This is a genomic window from Leucogemmata humicola, from assembly GCF_055379415.1.
Genome location: NZ_AP040875.1, coordinates 3126246 through 3147378, shown reverse-complemented (window position 1 = coordinate 3147378; position 21133 = coordinate 3126246). Strand labels below are relative to the sequence as shown.

Below are 21133 nucleotides of genomic sequence, written 5' to 3'. Positions count from 1 at the left end.
GCCAGGAGCGCGATTAATCCGCGCCCCTGCCCGCATTCATGCGACTGCGTACTGTTGCGTGACATCCCGCCCAGCCGACTTCACCACCAACTTGAATTCGTCGGGCTTCAGTAGCGGATCGTCGCGCAGTTCGAGGCTGAACGAGACCGCCTTCTCGAGCTTTTTGAGCAGATCCTTCTCGTTCTCGAGCACGTACATCGCCACATCGGGGTGCACGCGGATGACGATCGGATCCTTTTTGCCTTCCAGACCCACTTTGCGCACCGAACGTTCGACGCGACGGGCGATGGTTTCGGCGGTGAACACGCGACCGGTGCCGTGGCAGGTCGGGCACGCCTCGGTCATGTTCTGTAAATGACTCTGACGCACGCGCTGTCGCGTCATTTCGATCAGGCCGAGCTCGCTCACAGCGAACGCCTTGGTGCGGGCGCGATCGCGGCTCAGATGCATTCGAAGTTCCTGCAGCACCTTATCGCGATTCGCCTTCGTCTCCATGTCGATGAAGTCGCAGACGATGATACCGCCGAGATCACGGAGGCGAGCCTGACGCGCGACTTCGCGCGCGGCCTCCATGTTCGTTTTGAGAATTGTCTTTTCGGGATCCTTCTTTCCAGTGTAGCGACCAGAGTTCACGTCGACTGACACCAGTGCTTCGGTTGGCTCGATGATCAGGTAGCCGCCCGACGGCAAGTCGCAGCGGCGCTTAAAGAGATCACGGAGTTCCTGCTCGATCTTGGCGTGGTCGAACAGCGGCGTGACGTCTTCGTAGAGCTTGATTCGGTCGATCAGCTCGGGCGCGATGCCCTTGAGGTATTCGAGGATCTCGTTGTAGACCTGCTTCGAGTCCACGGTCACCTGCTCGACCTTCGTGCTGAACACGTCGCGCATGAGGCCGCGCGTGAGGCTCGTCTCTCGGTGAATCAGCGACGGCGCGCGGACGAAGTGAGTCTTCCGCTTGATGCGCTTCCATTGGCCGATGAGCGTGCTGAGTTCGCGTTCGAGCGTTTCCTTGGTGACGTCCTCGCCGACCGTGCGAACGATGACGCCGCCTGAATCCTTCGGCAGGACTTCTTCGACCTGAGCGCGAAGGCGTTTGCGCGCCTCGCGGTCGCCGATCTTTCGACTCACGCCAACGCGCTCGGCGTCTGGCATGTAGACGAGAAAGCGGCCGGCCAACGAGACCTGCGCGGTGACGCGCGGTCCCTTGGTGGAAATGGGTTCTTTGGAGACCTGGACGATGAGGTCCTGGCCGCGCTTCAGAACATCCTGAATCGCTGGCGCTTTGGAGCTCTGTCGGCGACGACCGCCGCCGCCCCCTTCCGACTCATCGTCGTCGTCATCGTCGGCGTCGCCGTCGGCCTCATCCTCGGGATACACGAGGTCGGACGCGTGGAGGAACGCGCTCTTCTCGGTTCCGATGTCGACGAACGCGGCCTGAATGCCGGGGAGTACTGCTTCGACCCGTCCCACGTAGATGTCGCCGACCATGCGGCGCGCCTCGGGGCGGTCGACCAGAAGTTCAACGAGCTGGTCGTCCTCGATGATTGCGACCCGTGTTTCTCGCGGGTTCGCGTTGATCAGAATCTCTCGTTTCATCAGTGTCCGACACGATCCCTAAACCCGGCGACTCGGCGGGAGGGGCGTGGCAGAAGGTCAGAGGGTGTGAAGCGGGCCGTGTCAAAGATCTCTCATTCACGGCAACACGCGAAAAGGATGTCCCAGCGGTCGGTGGGATCGTCCACGTCGGATCCGGCTGATCAGCGCAACGGCGCGCGGGCACGAGCCGCACGGCCAGCACCAATCTCAGCTTGTTACGGAGCGACGTGCGATCGGCCCATCGAGACAGGCCGTGCACCGGCAGGAGGACGAGCATGCGAAGAACGGCCGAAAGCGCATCGACCGTTCTCACATACCAAGAGCCCCGAACTCCCCTCGAGTCGCCGAGGAGGATCGGGGCGGAAGAAAACGCAAGCGTAGTCACTATCTGTAAATAAGCGTCGTTACTCGCGGCTGGCTACTGGGCTCGGCTACTGGCCTTCGAGTTCCTTGAGGAGCGCCCGGGCGATCACGATCCTCTGGATTTCAGACGTTCCTTCGCCGATTTCGCAAATCTTGGCGTCGCGCATGTACCGCTCGACCGGGTAGTCCTTGGTATACCCGTATCCGCCATGCAGCTGCACCGCGGTGATTGTTGCTCGCATGGCTAGCTCCGAGCAGAAGAGCTTTGCCATTGCCGCTTCCTTGCTGAACGGCTTGCCGTTCTCGGCGAGCCAGGCGGCGTGATACATCAGGTGCTTCCCTGCCTCGATCTCCGTGGCCATGTCGGAGAGCTGGAATTGGACGCCTTGAAACTGGGCGATTGCCTGGCCGAACTGCTTGCGAACTGACGTGTACTGCAGCGCTTGCTGGAACGCGCCCTCGGCGATTCCAAGCGAAAGCGCGGCGATACCAATTCGGCCATTGTCGAGCGTCCGCATGAAGTTCCCGAAGCCCGCTCCCTCGGCGCCAAGGAGATTCTCAGCGGGAACCTCGACGTCTTCCATGATCAGCTCAGCGGTATCTGACGCGCGCCACCCGAGCTTGTCTTCTTTCTTACCGGCGCGAAATCCCTTCATCGCGACCAGGGACGGTTCGTGTCCAGCGCCCACGGCCTTCGCCGCGTCAGGATCGCTCGTTGGCTTGGTGAGAATGAACGAGCTGATGCCCTTCGTACCCTGCGACGGATCTGTGACTGCGGTGACGACGAAGATCTCGCCGACGCTCCCGTGCGTGATGAAGCGCTTCACGCCGTTGATCACGTAGCAGTCGCCCTTTCGGACGGCAGTCGTTTTGGTGCCGCCGGCATCGCTGCCCGCTTCTGGTTCGGTGAGTCCGAAACCGCCCATGACCTTTCCGCTCGCGAGGAACGGGACGTATTTCCGCTTCTGCTCATCGCTCCCGAATTTCACGATCGGCGACGTGCCGAGCGTGGTGTGCGCGGAGATTGTGAGTCCGTGGGATGCGTCGACCTTGGCCAGCTCGTGAATCACGATCATGTAACTGATCAGATCGAGACCTGCACCACCCAACTCTTCGGGCCACGGAACTCCGAGGAGACCTAGCTCGCCCATCTTGCGAATGTTTTCCCACGGGAAGGTCGCGTCCGCATCGTGCTTGGCGGCGACCGGGGCGACTTCATCGCGCGCGAACTCACGAACCATTTCACGCGTGGCGAGGTGCTGCTCTGCGAAGTAAAGAGAATCGTCCATGGGAATGTCTGATGTTAAGCCGCTTCCGTCTCGTCGACGGAACGGATGACAGCGAGAAAACGGTCGCCGTACTTCTCGAGCTTCGCGGGGCCGACTCCGCGAACATTCGCGAGCGCACCACTCGACGTCGGCCGGCGAACGGCCATTTCGGCAAGTGTGCGATCAGGGAAAACTACGTATGCCGGTACCTGCTCGTCGCGCGAAATCGTTCGACGCAAATCGCGGAGCCGAGCGAGCAGTGCCTCATCCGCACCGGAAAGGATCGGCGCCTCGTCCGCATCGCGTGAACGATCGTCGCGAGACGTCGTGCGTCGTCGCTCTCCGCCCAACGGCTTGCCGCGAGATGGCTTCGCGCTCTTCTCGACTTCCACGCGCGTGCCGAGGCAGTTGTCGCAACCGCCGCACGACGACCGCGCCGCAGGATCGCCGAAATACCGAAGCACGAACCCGCGACGACAGCCCTTGGAATATGCGTACTGCTGCATCGCGTCGAGCTTCTGCAGATCAGCCCGACGACGACGATCAATCGTTGCCCAATCGATTGGGAACGCAGTGAGCGGCTTGCCGGGCTTGCTGAGCGCCGCGCCGCCTCCCAACCGCTTCCACTCGACGAACTGCCGATCGCGGAGCGCGTCGAGCAGCGGCATCGCGCCGGAGCCGCCGCCAAAGCCCGGCGGGAGGCCGTCGAGGTCGATGGGGGCACCATCGTTCAGAGCATCACCCGCAACGCGCCACATCGCTCGAAGAATCCCGAGCTCGAGCGAGTCGTTCTCTCCGAACTCACGCTTGATGCGCGCGGGTGTCGCGAGCAACCGCACGAGAACGCGCGAGCCGGTCTCTGGCGTGACCGCATACGCGCCGGCCTGTGTAAGAATCCTCAAGGCCGACTCGACGTCGCGACCGTTCGCCTTGGTCTTCATGCGCGTGGCGATATCGTCGGGCGACAGATCCACGGCGCCCGTGCGATCGCAGTTGCGGCGAAGCACGTCGTACACCTCTTCGACAAGCGCGCGATCGGGATAGGCGCCCTTGATGAAGAACTCGTGGGTGAAGCGATCAGGAAAGGCGTGCAGCAAATAGCAGGCGGCCTGTTTGCCGTCGCGACCAGCGCGACCGGCTTCCTGGTAATACGCCTCGAGCGTTCCCGGCATTGCGTAGTGCAGCACCAATCGAACGTTCGGTTTGTCGATGCCCATACCGAACGCGTTCGTCGCGACGATGGCGCGCACTTTCTCCGACATGAACGCATCCTGCACCTCGCGCCGACGATTGTCGTCGAGACCGGCGTGGTACGCCGCCGCAGGAATGCGAGCGCGGTCGAGCAGCATCGCAATGCGTTCCACAGCCTTTCGCGTCGAGGCATACACGACGGCGAGGCCCTCGTTCGAACGCAGCAGATGCGTGATCGCGTCGTCCTTGTCCGAGTCGCTCTTCGTCGGGATCACGTGGTACGACAGGTTCGTCCGATCGAAGCCCGTGATGATCGTCGTCGCCGATTCGAGCTTGAGTTGCGCGACGATATCGGTGCGAACGTGCGGCGTGGCCGTGGCCGTGAGTGCGACCGTTGGCGGCCAGCCGAGCTTCTCACGGACTGTGGCGATCCGGAGATAGCTCGGACGAAAGTCGTGACCCCACTCGCTGATGCAATGCGCTTCGTCCACCGCCAAGAGCGAAACGCCCGCGTCGCGAAGACGCTCCGCCGTGGTGCCGAAATCAAAGCGCTCGGGCGCCAGGTACAGTAGCTTGACGTCGCCGCGAATCGCGCGCGCCAGGCGATCAGAGACCTGTGATGACGTGAGCGTGCTGTTGACGAAGGTGGCCGGAAGCCCGCGCGCGGTGAGCGCGTCGACCTGGTCCTTCATCAACGAGATGAGTGGCGAGATCACGACGGTGAGCTTGGGCAGCATCATCGCCGGGACCTGATAGCAGAGCGACTTGCCGCCGCCTGTCGGCAGCACGACGAGCGTGTCCTTGCCGGCGAGAACTGACTCGACCGCCGCTTCCTGTCCCGGGCGGAACGCCGGATATCCGAAATGCTCTCGCAGCGCGGCGCGTGCGTCCTCGATCGAAGATGAAGTGATCATGCGCTCACGCTGCGATCCCGCCGCGCGTCCGACGGCATCGGCATCGCGCGGGACGGTACATTAGACCGCGCGCGCAAAGTGTCCGCGCGTATACTCTGGTCCCACCGCCCGTCGAACCGCCTCGACGTCTGGCCGTGCGCCGGCGACGAGCGAATCCAGCGCGCCGCGATAGGCGCGAACGATTGCGCTCACGTCGTCGCCCTGCACGTTGAACGTCATCTGATAGCCACGAATGCCCGCTCTCCACAGTCGCGGCATGAACTCCGCCCCGTCGATCGGACGCGAATGTAGCAGGCGGTTGCGACAGGCCGAGTCCGTTGCGACTGGGAACGCGTAGCCGGTGGGATCGGTGAGCTCGACGTTCGTGTGCTTCTGCACGCAGAGATCGCGGCACGTGGTTGGTTCGCGATCGAATGCAGCGGAAAGGACACAATGCTCGATCGTCATCCCTTCAGGTCGGCCATAGAGAAATACGTCGAAGCCTTCCCCATCCCACGGAGCGATGATCTGTGAAAGCTCATCGGTGGTGATTTCGACTGATGCGACGATGCGTCGTGCGCCAAGCCGAAACACCTCGGCGGCCGTGTGCGAGTTGAACACGTTCACCGCGTAATCGGCAACGACGTCCCTTCCCTCGCGCGCGAGCTCGGCGACGAGTCCGAGGTGTCCGCTGAGAATCGGAAGTCCGAGGTCGAGCCACTTCTGAATACTGCGACGCTCCTCGGGACGAACGATCGTCGGTGTGCGAAGTCTGAGAGCGACTCCGCGCTCGGTCAGTCGCTCCTGAAGAGCACGAATGCGCGCGAGGGGCGGCGACGGATGGCGAAGAAATGGGTCGAAGCAGACTTCGGTCGCCCCTGCTTCACTCGCCGCGTCGGCGTCTTCGATGCGATAGACCTGCGCGGAGAGCTCGAATCCGCGCGGCATCGGTGACGCCATGCGCGGCGGATGCGGCACTCCCGCGACGGCGCCCTCAACGAGCGCGCGTCGATCAGCGAGTTTGGCATCGCGAGCCCAATCGCGACGGAGCATCAACTGCTCGACCGCTTCCTGGCGCAGGTGATTCTGCTCGCTCACCGGAAGGAACAAACCGTCGCTCACTCCGGTCATGTCGACAGCGCCGAGGACGAACGGTGTGTCGCCGAGGCGGCCGAACTGATCGCGGAGCGCGGAGAGATCGAGCGGACGTTTGCTCGCCAGCGACAGCGTGATCTCGCTGCGCACGGTGACTTCTTCGCCGTCGGCGGAGAAGATCGCTTTGAGCGGCGTGCCCGCAGAACCGAAGAGGCGAACGTCGAGGCGAGATTTGCGAACGCGAATGTCCGGCGACAGCGACGCATAGCTGGCGCGCGCACGCTCGAGCAGCTCGGCGTGCGAGGTGCGCACGACTTGCCAACCGGCGTCGACGCGGATGCGCGTTTCGAGCGCTTGTCGAGTGATTCCGCGCGTCGTGCTGATCGTGCGAACGGCAGAGACGCTGAAGCCGGTCGTTGGCCCGCCAACATGGTTCAGCGGTTCGAAGCCGAGTCCATCGCCGATCTGCAGTGGCGTGGAGACGTCGACGATCAATTCGCCGCGCTCATAGCCGACGACTGTGCCGAGTGTGATGCCGCGATTGTCGGGCTGCGTGCGCGTGACGTATCCGCGTCCGTCGCGACCACCGTACATGCCCCCGGTGAACCCGCGACTGAAGATCTGCACGAGCGGCTCGACCTCTTCGACTGTCGGCGGCGTCGTGTCGCCCGATTCGACGCGATCGAGAAACTCGCGATATGCCTTGGTAACGGTCGCGACGTATTCTGGCTTCTTCTTTCGTCCTTCGACCTTGAGACAGCCCACGCCTGCTTCGGCAATTGCTGCAAGGTGATCGTAGGCGCCGAGGTCTTTTGTCGAAATCAGATAACCGCGATCGAGCTCTTCGTTCGTCGTGAGGTCTTTCAGCACATAATCTTTGCGACACGACTGTGCACACGAGCCGCGATTCGCGCTGCGTTCGGAGATCATGCCCGACATGAAACACTGTCCCGAGTACGCAATGCAGAGCGCGCCGTGAACGAACGTCTCGAGTCCGAGATCGGGTACCGCGGAGTGAATCGCGCGGATGTCGTCGAGTGTGTTCTCACGTGCGAGCACGACGCGTTCGACACCAATGTTCTTCATCACCGCCGCGCCTGACGTGTCGTGCACCGTCATCTGCGTCGAGCCGTGAATTTCCAGAGCGGGATAAATCGCTTGAATCAGTCGAACGAGCCCGATGTCCTGCACAATGACCGCGTCGATCCCGAGGTCGACGGCGTCGCCCAGAAACAGCAGCGCGTCGACCAACTCGGCCGGCTTGATGAGGATGTTGAGCGTGAGGTAGATGCGACGACCGCGCTCGTGGGCAATGCGGCAGGCCTCGCCGAGCTCATCAAGGCTGAGCTGTGCTCCTTCGTCGCGCGCGTTGAAGCGCGAGGCTCCCATGTAGACCGCATCGGCGCCGTTCGCGACAGCGGCGCGGACAGCATCCAGCGATCCGGCGGGAGACAGCAACTCAGGAATGTGCATCCGCGAAATCTATCCGGTTGTCGCCCATGGAGTCTGGGCGACAACCGGCGTTACGGCTACGGGCGCTTGGTGGTGCGATCGATCGGCTGCGGGCGATCGATTTTCTTGAGCGCTTGGGTGTCGAGCAGCTTCATCGCTTCCTGCACGGCGCGCTCGAGCTGCGGATCGCGGCCCTTGATCACTTCGCTGGCCGTGTACTCCACTTCGATGTCAGGTGCGACTCCCTCGTTCTCCACCGCCCATTTGCCGGCGAGACTGTAGAACGCGAGGCTCGGCGCGGTAATGCCGCCGCCGTCGATCGTCGTTGGAACGCCGAGCGTTCCGACCAAGCCGCCCCACGTTCTCGTGCCGACCATCGGACCAATCTTGCGCAGGTGGAAATAGTACGGCAGCGCGTCTCCGCCAGAACCGGCGGACTCGTTGATGAGCAAAACCTTGGGGCCGAAGATACCGGCAGCCGGTGACGTGACCATTTTGCCGTCGCGCTGCGCGAAGAAGCCCATCGGCTTTCGATCGAGCTCGTTGACGATATAGTCGGCAACCTGCCCACCCTGGTTGTACCGCTCGTCGATCACTGCGCCCTGCTTCTCCTGCTGCGCGTAGTAGTAGCGCGTGAAGTACGTGTAACCTGGACCACCCGTGTTCGGCAGCCAGACATACGCGAGCTTTCCGCCCGAGAGGGAATCGACAACGTGGCGATTGTGCTCGACCCAAGCGCGCGAGCGCAATCCGTCTTCACTCGCGATGGGCACGACGGTGACAGTGCGTGCGCCTTCAACCGTGGGCGTTTTGCTCACGCGAAGGACAGTCTGATGTCCAGCAGTTCCTTCGAACAGGTTGTAGATGTTCGTCGGCGCCGCGAGTGGGCGGCCGTTCACTTCGAGGATGTAGTCGCCCTCGGAGACTTGCACGCCCGGCGTGCTCAGAGGTGCGCGCAGCTCCGGGTTCCAGTTCTCGCCCGAGTAGATGTGATGGATGCGATAGCGTCCGTTCTCGAGCGTGAAGTCCGCGCCGAGCATCCCCACTTGCACCGGCGTATCGGTCGGCTCGTCGCCTGCACCTGAGAGGTACGAGTGCCCGACGGTGAGTTCGCCGCCAGTGAGCGCGATGAGGTAGCCGAGATCGTTGCGATGACCGACGTACGGCAGCAGCGCTGCGTATTTCTTGTACACTGCGTTCCAATCGGCGCCGTGCATCTTGGCGTCGTAGAAGAAGTCGCGCTGAATGCGCCACGTCTCCTTGAAGATCTCGGCCCACTCTGCGCGCGGATCGACCCACGTCTCCAACTGTGCGACGTTCATCGTGCCGTCGCCCACGCGTGCCGGCCGATCGGTTCCGACAACGCCCCAGCGTGCACCGGCAGCTTCGTACAGGAGCTTTTTCTTATCGCCCGACAGCGTGTACGATCGCACGCCGTCGATGAACGGGACCGCAGCGCGGTCCTTCACTGAATACTTGATCAAGCGTCGCGATGCCGCGGCGGCGCCTTCGCCCATCGGCTCAGAGTAGAAAAACGTTCCCGCTGGACCGGCCACGAGGTCGGCATAGTCCGCAGCAGGCACGCCAACAGCGAGAATTCGCTGTCCGATGCCAGCGAAGTCGATTCCCTTGACGCTGCCGGTATCCGCGCGTGCGCGCCCGGCCTGAATGACGCCGGGTTCGTCGCCAACTTCGGGCAAGAAAGGCGACGGCTCGTTCGCCGAGAGCACTGCGAGATACACCGAGCGACGCGTTGGACGCTCGAGTGAGCTCATCTCGAGCCAGCCTGTCTGCGGTCCGACGTTAGTGCTTGCGAGGAAATACAGATACTTACCAGACGCGTCGAACGCGGGTGAAATGGCGTCGGACATTCCGTCTGTCACCTGGTTCGCCTTTGCGTCAGCCATCGAGTAGACGAACACGGCGCGGAGATGACTGTCGAGCGATTTCGAATATGCGAGATACCGCGAGTCCGGCGACCACACGTGCTCGAACGTCTTCCCCGGATCGGCGTACGTCTGGACGTCGAGCTTCGTCGACTTGCCGGTGGCGACGTCGAGCGACCAGAGATTCAGGTGATTGTCCTCGAACGCGATTCGTTTGCCGTCCGGTGACCACGTCGGGTTTGAATAGAACGCGGCGGCTGGAAGCGGAACCGCGCGCGGCGCGTTCATGCCAGACTGGTCGCCGATCATGAGCTGATACTCGCCGCTCGCGTCGGAGAACCAGGCGAGCTGGCTGCCGTCGGGCGACCACGCCGGATCACGATCGTGCGCCGCCGTGCTGTGCGTGAGATTTCTCGAATCCCCCTTCTCGGCTGGCACCGTGAAGATTTCGCCGCGAGCGGCGAAGGCCGCGCGAACGCCGGTGGGCGACAGGGCCGCTTCGCGAATGGACGATGCGACGCGCTTGAAGCCGGGGCGAGCCCAGGGCAGATCGGCATTCACTTCGATGTTCAACTGCTTCGATTGACCGGTCTTTGCGTCGAGCAGGTGGATGTAGCCCGCCTGCTCGTACACGATGCCATCAGGGCCAGCCGACGCCGTCATGACGTCGAAGTCGTCGTGATGCGTGAGCTGCTTGAGCTGCTTCGTATCGGTCTGATACGAGAAGACGTTCCGCGTGTGATTGCGATCGGAGAGGAAGTACACCGTGTTGCCAATCCACATCGGATACGAATCATTGCTGTCGGTCCACGGCAGCTTCTCGCTCGAGTAGTCGGCGAGGTTCATGATGCGAATCGGATGCGTTCGTCCACCGCGATAGTGACGCCAGTCGCTGATCTCGGTCCATTGGACGACCATTTGCGTGCCAATTTCCTCATAGGCAACGCGCTTGCCGTCGGGCGAGTAGGTGCCGCTGAACGCGCGCGGCATTGGCAGCGCCTCGGGGAATCCACCCTCGGCCGCGACGCTCCACAGCTTGAGATACGAGTTGTGCGGAACGCTCACGCGGTTCGAGCCGAAGATCACGCGCTTGCCGTCCGGGCTCCAGCCGCGCACCCGGTCCATCGACGGATGGAAGGTGAGTCGCGTGGGATCACCGCCGGCGGTGGGGACGACATAGACGTCCATGTTGCCGCCGACCGTCGCGGTGAACGCGATCTTGGAACCGTCGGGCGAGAAGTATGGCTCTGTTTCGACCGTCGGTGTCGATGTGAGACGGCGAGCAGTGCCCCCATTGCGCGGGGCGACCCAGAGGTCGCCAGCATACTCGAACGCAACCGACTCGCGGCTGAGCGAAGGGTGACGAAGCAGACGTGTGCCCTGCCCCGAGGCCGGAGCCGCGACAGACAACGCGAGCACGAGTGCGGAGGACGCGCGAACGAGTGAGGTCATTTGAATTGTATCAACGCGTGATTACTTGCGAACGAGGTCGAACGTGGCGCCGAAAGACCGAATGCCGGTGACAGACCCGTTTCCGCCGATGACGAACGTCACGGCCAACTGATCATCGTCCGGACTGGCAGTCTTCGTGCGAAATGTTTCGCCTTGCACAGACTCGAGGTCTCCGGCATCCGCGCCGCGAAAGCGAGCGTGAAGCGTGCCAGAGGAATTCGTGATCTCGAATGATCCGTATGCCGAGTCGACGTACGTTCCGACATAGCGACCGAGCGGCAACGATGGTCCGCTCTTCGAGGGCGCCGAGGCTTGTGTTGCCACGGTCTGCGTTGGACGAGTCATAGAGGCGCGCAGCTCGGCACTCCAATCGCGGGTTGGATTGCCGGCGTACATGTCGAACGCGCGATACATCAACGCGTGGCGCAACTCGGCGTGGTCAGTATTGGCGAGGATGTAGACGCCCATTCGTGAATCGGGGAGCAGCCCGATGATCGCGCTCATGCCGTCGATGCTGCCGGTGTGCATCCACACCGTGGCGCTGTGATAGTCCTGCACGAACCAGCCGAGGCCGTAGCTGAAGCCGTGCGGCTTGGCGAGCTGTAGTGCCGGATACAGCTCCATCGGCGCGCGGATCTGAGGCGTGACCAGCTCAGTGAACGTCGCGGGCTTGATCAAACGCTGGCTGCCGACGCGACCGCTGTCGAGAATGAAGCGCATCCATTTCGACATGTCGGAGACACTCGAATACACCGAACCCGCCGACGCCACCGGGTCGGTGGTTCGGATGCGGATCGCGCGCGCCGAATCGCCGACAGCAGCGTGCGGCGTCGCGACATTCGCCTTTCCGATGATTCCAGAAACCAGCGGTTCGCTTTCGTTCATTCCAAGCGGCGCGAAGATGCGCGTGCGGATGAACGTCTCCCACGGCATGCCCGAGATCTTCTCGATGATCGCGCCGTTGATCGCATACGTGACGTTCTGGTACTCCAACGTCGACCGGAACGACGTCGTAGGCTTCACGTAGCGCAACCGCTTGATCATCTCCTGCGCCGTGAACGGCTGCCGAATCCACATGAGGTCCGTTCCCGGCAGTCCCGTGCGATGCATTAGCAGATCGCGGACGGTCGTCTCGCGCGTCGCCCAGGGATCGTACAGCCGGAAGTCCGGGAGGATGTCGATGACACGGTCGTCGAAGTGGAGCTTGCCCTCGTCGACGAGCATGCCGATCGCCGCGGACGTCATCGCCTTCGTCGTCGAGCCGACGGCGAAGCGCGTGTGCTCGTTGACCGGAGTTTTCGTCCGTACGTCCTGCACACCGTAGCCGTGTGCGAAAACGAGCGAGTCGTCCTTGACGATCGCGATCGCGAGGCCCGTCGTGTGCCAATCGCGTACGGCCTGCGCGACGTACTTGTCGAACGCGGCGAGGTCGGGGGTGGGGGCCGCGGCGCGGTTCTGCGCGCCGATGGGAGCGAGCGCCGCGCTCGCAACGAGCGCGAGACCGGCGAGACGGTGAGGCATCATGGGACGATTGGGCCGCCGGCGATCGGCAGCGAAATGTAGGAGGCCGCCTGTGGCGTGCGATACACGCGCATCGTTGCCGCCTTGAAGTCCGTGTCTTTGGCCTTGTAGATGTTCGGCACGAACGTCTGCGGGTTACGATCGATGAGCGGGAACCAACTGCTCTGCACTTGCACGCGAATCTTGTGGCCCTTCAGGAAGCGATAGCTCTGCGTGTGCAGGTCGAGCTTGTACTCGTCGGTGTGATTTGGCACGATGGCTTCTGGATGCTCGAAGCTCTTCCGATAGCGTCCGCGCATGACGTCGTTGGCGACCATGAACTGGTAGCCGGGAATCTTCGGATCGTTGTCCGGATAGACGTCGATGAGCTTCACGACCCAGTCGGCGTCACTGCCGGTGGTTGCCGCGAACAGGTGCGCGGCGATGTCGCCGGCGATCACGACGTCTTCGGTGAGCACCGGACTTTCCCACGCGGCGACGTCGGGGCGATCCTGCACGAAGCGCTGATCGTCGGCGAGCCAGATGGGCCACGTCGAACCGGCAGCGTAGGTCGCGAGAATGGGACGCGGCCGATAGGGCACAGGGTGCGCTGGATCAGAGATGTAGGCGTCGAACGCGTCCTTGGCGTTGCCAGTTGGCGCGTCGAAGCCGAGTTTGCCGTTCGGCCCGAAATACATTTTCCGTGGCGACACGCCGGTCTTCGGCGGCCAAGAGTCGTACGTCCGCCACGCGTTCGCACCCGCCTCGAATACGGTCGCTTCGGCGAGCTTGAGCGTTCCCTTATCCTTGAGCCAGTACGCGAACCACGGCGCCTGAATGTTCTTGCGATAGTACGGCGAGGTCTCGCTGCCGAAGTCGATATTGCCGAGCTTGGCGCCCGAAGGCCCGCTCCAACCGCCGTGGTTCCACGGTCCGACGACGAGATAGTTCTTGTGCTGCGTGTCGTGCTTCTCCAATTCGCGATAGATCGTGATGGGGCCGTAGAAGTCTTCCTGATCCCACCACCCGGCGACGTTCAACGTCGGTACGCGAACGCTGTCGAGGTACTGCATGAGCGCTTCGCGCTGCCAGAACGCATCGAAGTTGGGATGCTCGACGAAGTTGATCCACGTCGGCCGCGTTCCCTTCAAATGCTTCGCATCGACCGTCGCGAGTGAACCCTGTGAGAGCCACCACGAGTAGTTGTCGTACTGATCGAACTCGAAGCGATTGATTTCCTTCTGCCCTTCCATCATCGCGGCGTATTCGAAGCCGTAGGCGAGTCGGAACGCGCCGTTGTGATGGAAATCGTCGCCGAGAAACATCGACGCGGGCGACGCCTGAGGCGAAATCGCCTTCATGGCTGGGTGCGGATCGAGTCCTGACATCACGGTGAGCCAGCCAGGATACGAGACGCCGAGCTGACCAACGCGGCCGTTGTTGTGCGGCACGTTCTTGAGCAGCCACTCGATCGTGTCGTACGTGTCCGTGCTCTCGTCGATCGCTTTCGGATCGCGCTTGTTGCGCGGATTCCGCAGCATGACGAACTCGCCCTGCGAGCCGAAGCGCCCGCGAATGTCCTGAAGCACGAAGATGTATCCGTCATCAACGAGCTCGGCGTACGACGAGTTGAGAGCACCGCTGGCGCGCGCAATGCCGTACGGCGTGCGAGCCATGATGAACGGCAGATCCGTGCTCAACCCCTTGGGTACGAGCAGAATCGTATGAAGCTTCACGCCGTCCCGCATCGGGATCATGACGTCAGTCGAGTCGAACAACGCGCGGCGGGAAGTGCCGGCCTGGGTTTGCGCGCCGACGGCGGAAAGGCCGAGTGTTGCGACGAATCCGGCGGCGCCGATGAGTGAGCGTGTATGTCTCATGGGGTTGGCTTCCGATTCCACACGTTGCGGCGCAAGAAATCCTGCATGTGCGCGTAGGTCTGCTGCCAGCGAGAGTACAGCATCGTTTCGTGCGTGTCGTCCGTGTTCACCATCAATTCGTACGGCACGTGATGCGCGCGGAGGAGCTGAACGAGTCCGGTGGTCTGCGAGAACTGGACGTTGCGGTCGTCGTCGCCTGCCCAGACAAGCACGGGCGACTTCCACTTGTCGATCGCCGAGATGGCTGACGATTGATATGAAACGTCATTCGTGTCGAGCGAACTGCCCCACAGGTGAACGCCCGCCATGTCGACGCCGGCCACGAACAGATCGGAGTTGCGCGCCAACGCCTGCGACGTGAGCACGCCACCGTAGGAGAGTCCCCAGATGCCAATTCGAGTCGGATCGACGTCGGCACGGGTCTGCAGGTATCGTCCTGCCGCGAGCACGTCTTTGTATTCCGTGTTACCTCGTGCGCCAACGCCCGCTGCATTGCGGAACGACTTTCCATAGCCCACGCCGCTGCGGTAGTTCACCGACATCACGACGTAGCCCTGGCTGGCCAACCACTGGTTGACCGAGTACGCCATGGAATAGAAGTCCATGTAGTGGTAGCCGAGCAGCATCTGGCGAATCGGGCCGCCGTGGACGAAGACGATCGCCGGGCGTCGCTCGTTCGGCTTCAGGTCCTTGGGTAGGAAGATCTGGTTATGAAACTCTAAACCGTCGTCCGCCTTGAGCACGACCGCGGTCGGTACGACTTGCGCGTCAGCCGGGAATTCCTTCGTGAGCACCGGGTAAATCACTCGAGCGCTTCCGCCGGCGGCCGGTACGATACCAACGGAGAACGGCAGCGTGGCGCCCGACGTCAGGACTGCAATCTGTTTTCCAGACGCGAGCGGCGCCGGATACATCTCGATGCTCTCGCCGTGCGTGAGCGCGACGGACTCGCCGCCCGCCGTCGGCACTTTCCACAGGTGGCGGCGATCGATGTCACCGGCGTTGGTCGCGTAGTACAAGGTGGCGCCGTCCGCCGAGAAGCCCATTGACTCGACCTGACCTGCGCCAGGCGTGAGTTCGATGGGCTTGGTCGTTCCTCCGCGAACGTTCACTGAGTAGACACGAGCCCACTCTTCCGGTTCGTACGAGAAGACGAGGCTCGTACCCTGCCACTGAATTCCATTGATGTTCGTGAAGACGCGATCATTCGGCTCATTGTGCCACACCTCGTGGCCTTCGCCGGTCGCGACGTCCGCCGTCCAGAACGACAGCGTGTAGCCGCCGTCGAAGGTCGCACGCTGCAACCCTGGAGTCTGCGACCAGCGGGACGTGACATTGCCGCTCTGCGCGACTCCACCGTCACCACCACGTCCGCCGCGACCACCGGGCACGATTCCGCGCGCCGGACCCGGTGGATCACCGAGCCCGCCAACGCCATCGTGCGACTGTTGGCCGAATGGCAGACCAGGCCGACGGATGAACGCGATCTCCTTGCCGTCGTGCGACCATGTCGGGCTGACGTCGCGGTCGACACTCGGCGCCATGAACTTCACGGCGCGCGTCTTGACGTCGAACACGCCAATGAAACTGTGATCGACGCGATCGCTGACGAATGCGATCTTCGATCCGTCGGGCGACCACTGCGGCCGCGAGTTGCGACCCCACGCCTTGAAGTACGGTTGTTCGCTCCGTTCCGCAGCGGACGCTGCGCCCGGGGTAACTTTGGCGCGATAGATCTGACTGTCTTTCGCGAACACCGCCCATTTGCCATCGGGCGAGAGTACGGGGGCCGTTCCTACTGCAACGCGCCACGCCCCACTCCCGTCGGTGCGCGCCGCCCAGATGGCGCGCTCGGCTCCGTCACCGCTGCCGGTTGGGTTGGCAATCCAGCCGACCTTGTTGGGTTCACTGCCACGAACAAACAGCGCGATCGTGCCGTCGTCCGACAGTTGAAGCTCCGACAGCTCGATGCCGTCGTCGTTGAGAAATTTGGTAAGCCTCGTTGGGGCGAAGGATGGCGCGGCAGCGGAAAACACATTCCGCTTGCCGCGCTCCCAGCCGAGCCAGGCGATGCGATCGGCCCTAGTCGCCGATACGAGTTCCGACGGATACCCCGGGCTGAGAAACTGATCGATCGTTGGACCGGTGGTCTGGGCGACGATCGACGTGACGGGGAGTGCAACGGCCGCCACCAGCGCAGCCGCGAGTGAGGTACGCGTCGGAGTTCGCATGATCAGCTTTTCGGAATGTTCGGATTGTTAATCCGTTCGACGTCAGGCAGCGGGAAACACGATTGCGTACCGAAGGTCCCGGAACTGATACCGTACGCGGTGCCTGCCGCTGGCAAGATCGGCAAGTTGTAGCGACGCAGATCTCCGAGGCGATGGCCCTCGAGGAACAGCTCGCGACGGCGATCCTCGACGATCTGCGCTTGCACCTGTGTCGCGGTCTGACCGGTCGCGTCGTAGGCTGGCACGCCGGTACGGGCGGCACGCGCGGCATTGATTGCCGCAACGGCGCCTGGAATGTCATTCGCTGCGAGTTTCGCGTCGGCGATGATGAGCTGCGCCTCCGCCCACCGAGCGATCGGCATTGCGGTCGAGAGCGTCGAGTACTTGTCGACGGTCCAAATCGGCTGCGACGCTGTGCCGGTGACGCCAGTGTTCGTGACCGCAACGCGCGGGTCCGGGGCGCCATTGATCGTCAGGCCGCGGAAGCTGGCATCGACCGTCGAGAACGAACTCTGATTCACCGAGTAGAAGATGAAATTGTAACGGCGTGCATTGCCGATGTCGCCGGAGGTGCTGACGACGAATCCGGAAGGAATCTTCGCGGCGTCGACGACGGCGGCGGCTGGCTGGCCGAGATCGAGCAGTGTGCGCGCTCTCCCCAGGGTCGCAAGGTTGAGAGTTGTCTGATCGGCGGCACTCGTCGCAGAGGTGATCGCCAGATCGAAACGCGACTTGGCTTCCGCGAAGATCTGGGCGGGCGTAAGCTCGGGCCCGACATTGATCGCCGCAGAACACATTCCTTCGCCGAGCAGGACGAGGCTATAGCCGGCGTACGCCGCCGCTTGGCCGATCAACTTGGTGCGATTCGCGCCCGTGGGCATCTGCGCATCCGTCCAGCCCTGCAGCTTGGCGAGCGCGGTATCCGCCGATCCGCGAGCCGTGGAGAGCGTCGTATAGATCGGTGGCTGCTGATTCGCACCGCACGCCCCAGTCCCATACACGGCATTGGACGCGAACGTCCGTCGGTCGTAGTCGAGGTTCGCCGTAGACGAAATCGCGGCTGACAGCTCATCGGTGAAGAGGCCGCTACCGGCCACGTATCGAGTAAACGCGCATTCGAAATCGCTGATCGCTCCGTTGACCAGAAGCGTGGCGTTCGCCGGCGTGTACGTACTCGCGGCCGAAAGAGACCCCGGATTCGATTGTTGGAGGCTCGTCAGGTCCCGGCACGCGACGGCCGCCAGGAGTGGAAGAGCCACAAGGATTCTGTGTGTCGAGGATCGCATTGTGCTCACCACGCGAGGTTGAAGGTGCCGAGGATACGCGACAGCGGCGGCATGATCGCCTGGTCGCTTCCATTCGTTGGGCTTGTCGACAAGTAGGCCTCGGGATCGAGTCCGTGGAAATTCGTCCAGGTGTGGAGTTCTCGAGCGGCGAGCGTGAACGACGCGCGTGAGAAGCCGCGGGCCCACTTCGACGGGATCGTGTACGTCGCGGAGACCTCGCGGAGTTTCACGAAGTTGCCGCTCTGGTAGTAGTAATCCTGATAGAACTGCGTGGCCGGTCCGACTGTCGCGTACGCAAGCTGGAGCGGCGTGTACTCCTGCGGGTAGTAGCTCTGACGGCACAGCGCAGTTCCGGTGGCGCCGGTGCAACGCAGCAGTTCCGTCGTCGACTGCTCGATGTAGTTGCGCTTGAAATCGACCAGTGCGTAGAGACGCAGGTTTTTCCCGATGGTGAACGTATTGCCCACCGAGCCCGTGAAGCCGGGCGTCGCAGTGCCGAGGTAGCTGAAGGCACCGGCGGCGCACCCAACCGCGGGTTTGCCTGCCCCACCGTCGCACAGGATGTTGATCGCCAGTCCGGTCGCTGGATCGCGGTCGGCAGACACGACGCGTCGTGACCAAATGCCACCGATTGGATAACCAACGACGTTCGCCGGGCCAGCCGCCGTAATGAGCGACGGCACGTTTCCGAGATCTTTGACGACGTCCTTGTTCGTGCCGATGTTACCGGTGATTTCCCACGAAAGATTGCGCCGAGTCAGCGCCTGCAACGTCGACTGAATCTCGAAGCCGTGGTTGTCGACGCGCCCAAGGTTCATCACACGCGAGCCAGGGAATCCGCTCGACGGCGCGATGGCCTGGTTGATGATGTCATCGGTCGTCTTGCGCGTGTAGTACGTGAGGTTGATCGAGAGGCGATTGAAAAGCTCGCTCTCGAGGCCGACCTCGAGCTCCTTGCCGCGCTCCGGGCGCAGATCCGCGTTGCCGATGGAGCCAGGCGTCACGGCATTGGTGCCGCCGGGGCCCGGAACAGGAGTGAACACGCGAAGGGCCGAGAATGCTGACGGCTGACGGCCTGACTCTCCATACGCCGTGCGGAGTCGGAGAGAATTGATCGCGGTCCAGTGCCAGAAGGGCTCTTCATTCACCACCCACGACGCACTGACCTTCGGATAGGTGACCCACTTGAACTGGTCGCCGAACGCGCTGTTGTTGTCGACGCGAACTGCGCCAGAGACGAAGATGCGCTCCCGCCAACTGAGCTGCTCCTGCGCGTATGCCCCGATCGTGGTGTTGATGGTCGAATTCTGCGAAGCCGGGAGCGCCTGAGCCGTGGCAGATACCGTTTCGATGTCGGGTGCCGGAAAGCCAATGCCTCCCAGGAAACTCGAATTGGACTCGCTGTTGTAGTATTGGCCGCCGACCGACAGGCTCGAGCCAAGCGCAGAGGTCAGGGCGACTTTGGCGGTGCCGCTGTAGTCGGCGCTGATCAGCGTGTTGCGGCGCAGTGACTGTCCAATGCGTCCGGTGGCCGAGGCACCGAGGAAAGGTGCAAGGTTTGGCGGTGCGAAGCGCTCGATGTTACGGGCATCCTCGTCAGAATAATCGATGCCTAGCACGGCGCGCTGCGTAAACCAACTCGTCGGCCGATTGTTCAGGGTGCCGCTTGCCGTGAAACGATTCACGGCGTCTGCATTGTCGTAGAGCGACTGGAAGACTTCGGGCGGATATCCCGGATAGAAGCCGCGCGACTTCGGGTACGCCAACGGGTGTCCCACTTCGGCACCGAGCAGCACCGAGGCGCCATTGTCCACGCCGTAGCGGTTCGACTGGTTGACGTAGTTGAGACTCGTCGCGAAGTCGGATTTGTTTCCGATTGGCGCACTGATATTTGCGTGCGTGTTGAACTGACGAATCGTGTTGTTCGGTTCGATGCCGTAGTCGTTCTCGAAGGCCGAGCTCACGTAATAGCGAACCTGGCTTCCACCCGAGAACGATCCGTTGTACTGGCGCGACAGGCCTGTCTTAAACAGCGGATGACCGCTGTCAGCTTCTGCCTGGATGCCGTTCCAGGTGACGATGTTCCCGGTGGCCTTGTCCTTGGCGTAGTTCGTCGGGATCCGACCAGCGGCGTCACGGAGGTAGACCGAGCCGATGGAGGTCTGAAGCGCCGTCTGAAGGTTGCCGCCGAAGGCGCCCTTCCGCGTAATGATCTGAATGACACCCGCCGCAGCCTCGGTGCCGTAAATCGTAGCGGCCGCGGGACCACTAATGACTTCGATGCTCTCGATGTCATCGGGGTTGATGTCGTTCATGCGGCCACCGATCTGAGAGTTCTGCGTGGACAAGCCGCCGCTGCCCGTCGGACCGACGCCCTGCGAATTGCTGACGCGGATGCCGTCGATGTAGACCAACGGCGAGTTGCCGAGCGAAAGGCTGCTCTTGCCGCGGATCTGGATCGCTGGCGTCGCGCCCAAGCGTCCACTCGTCGCCGTCACAACGACACCCGGCGAGCGAGCGTTGAGCAAACTCGTAAGATTTGGCGCCGCCGCCTTGTCGAGCTCCGCCGTTACGTCGATGGTCGACACGGCGTTGCCGACGGAGCGGCGTTGCTCACCGCCCGCGGTCCCGGTGACGACAACTTCGTCGAGCAGGGCTGCCGCAACCTGAAGTGCGAAATCCGCCGTCGCAGTACCACCGCTCGTGACGTTCACGGTCTGTCGCGTTACGCCAAATCCAATACGACGGGCGTTGACCGCATACGATCCTGCCGGAACGTTCGAGATGCGGAAGCGCCCGTCTGGTCCAGTGGTCCCGCGAAACGCTGCTTGCCCCACTTCAATGGTTGCGCCTGCGATCGGTGTCGCTGAACGCGCGTCGGTCACTAGCCCAGCAATGGTGCCCGTTTGTGCGCGCGCAGAGGGCGCGACGAGACACAACAGGAGTGCGATGAGGCATCCCGTTCCCGGCGCCCATCGTAGGGCGCGCCGGCCGGTCCTTGTTGTCATGCGGGAACTCCGTTGGGGAGAGGGGTGGTACA

10 protein-coding genes are annotated in these 21133 nt (G+C 62.7%); all 10 read right to left on the bottom strand.

Annotated elements, in window-relative coordinates; genetic code table 11:
• Nucleotides 1-36 precede the first annotated feature (36 nt).
• Complete coding sequence (locus AC6H4Z_RS13090) at nucleotides 37-1596, bottom strand: Rne/Rng family ribonuclease (RefSeq protein WP_497542410.1); 1560 nt, start codon at nucleotides 1594-1596, stop codon at nucleotides 37-39.
• A gap of 431 nt (nucleotides 1597-2027) precedes the next feature.
• Nucleotides 2028-3248 (bottom strand): acyl-CoA dehydrogenase family protein, encoded by a 1221-nt coding sequence (locus AC6H4Z_RS13085; RefSeq protein WP_497542409.1) that lies wholly within the window; start codon nucleotides 3246-3248, stop codon nucleotides 2028-2030.
• 14 nt (nucleotides 3249-3262) lie between these two features.
• Complete coding sequence (locus AC6H4Z_RS13080) at nucleotides 3263-5332, bottom strand: RecQ family ATP-dependent DNA helicase (RefSeq protein WP_497542408.1); 2070 nt, start codon at nucleotides 5330-5332, stop codon at nucleotides 3263-3265.
• A 60-nt stretch (nucleotides 5333-5392) separates the two neighbouring features.
• The gene (locus AC6H4Z_RS13075) at nucleotides 5393-7879 is read right to left on the bottom strand and encodes a U32 family peptidase (protein WP_497542407.1); all 2487 of its coding nucleotides are present in this window, start codon (nucleotides 7877-7879) and stop codon (nucleotides 5393-5395) included.
• 56 nt (nucleotides 7880-7935) lie between these two features.
• The gene (locus tag AC6H4Z_RS13070; protein WP_497542406.1) at nucleotides 7936-11196 is read right to left on the bottom strand and encodes a S41 family peptidase; all 3261 of its coding nucleotides are present in this window, start codon (nucleotides 11194-11196) and stop codon (nucleotides 7936-7938) included.
• A gap of 21 nt (nucleotides 11197-11217) precedes the next feature.
• Nucleotides 11218-12720: a serine hydrolase gene (locus AC6H4Z_RS13065; protein ID WP_497542405.1), complete on the bottom strand. Its 1503-nt coding sequence runs from the start codon at nucleotides 12718-12720 to the stop codon at nucleotides 11218-11220.
• Nucleotides 12717-14576, bottom strand: coding sequence for a CocE/NonD family hydrolase (locus AC6H4Z_RS13060; RefSeq protein ID WP_497542404.1), 1860 nt, complete (start codon nucleotides 14574-14576; stop codon nucleotides 12717-12719). Before AC6H4Z_RS13060 ends, AC6H4Z_RS13065 begins: the two co-directional genes overlap by 4 nt.
• Nucleotides 14573-16807, bottom strand: a complete 2235-nt coding sequence (locus tag AC6H4Z_RS13055; protein WP_497542403.1) for a prolyl oligopeptidase family serine peptidase — start codon at nucleotides 16805-16807, stop codon at nucleotides 14573-14575. The genes AC6H4Z_RS13060 and AC6H4Z_RS13055 overlap by 4 nt, the downstream gene beginning before the upstream one ends.
• A gap of 2 nt (nucleotides 16808-16809) precedes the next feature.
• Entirely contained in the window at nucleotides 16810-18066 is a 1257-nt protein-coding gene (locus AC6H4Z_RS13050; RefSeq protein ID WP_497542402.1) for a RagB/SusD family nutrient uptake outer membrane protein, read from the bottom strand.
• 32 nt (nucleotides 18067-18098) lie between these two features.
• The gene (locus AC6H4Z_RS13045; RefSeq protein WP_497542401.1) at nucleotides 18099-21101 is read right to left on the bottom strand and encodes a SusC/RagA family TonB-linked outer membrane protein; all 3003 of its coding nucleotides are present in this window, start codon (nucleotides 21099-21101) and stop codon (nucleotides 18099-18101) included.
• Nucleotides 21102-21133: the final 32 nt, after the last annotated feature.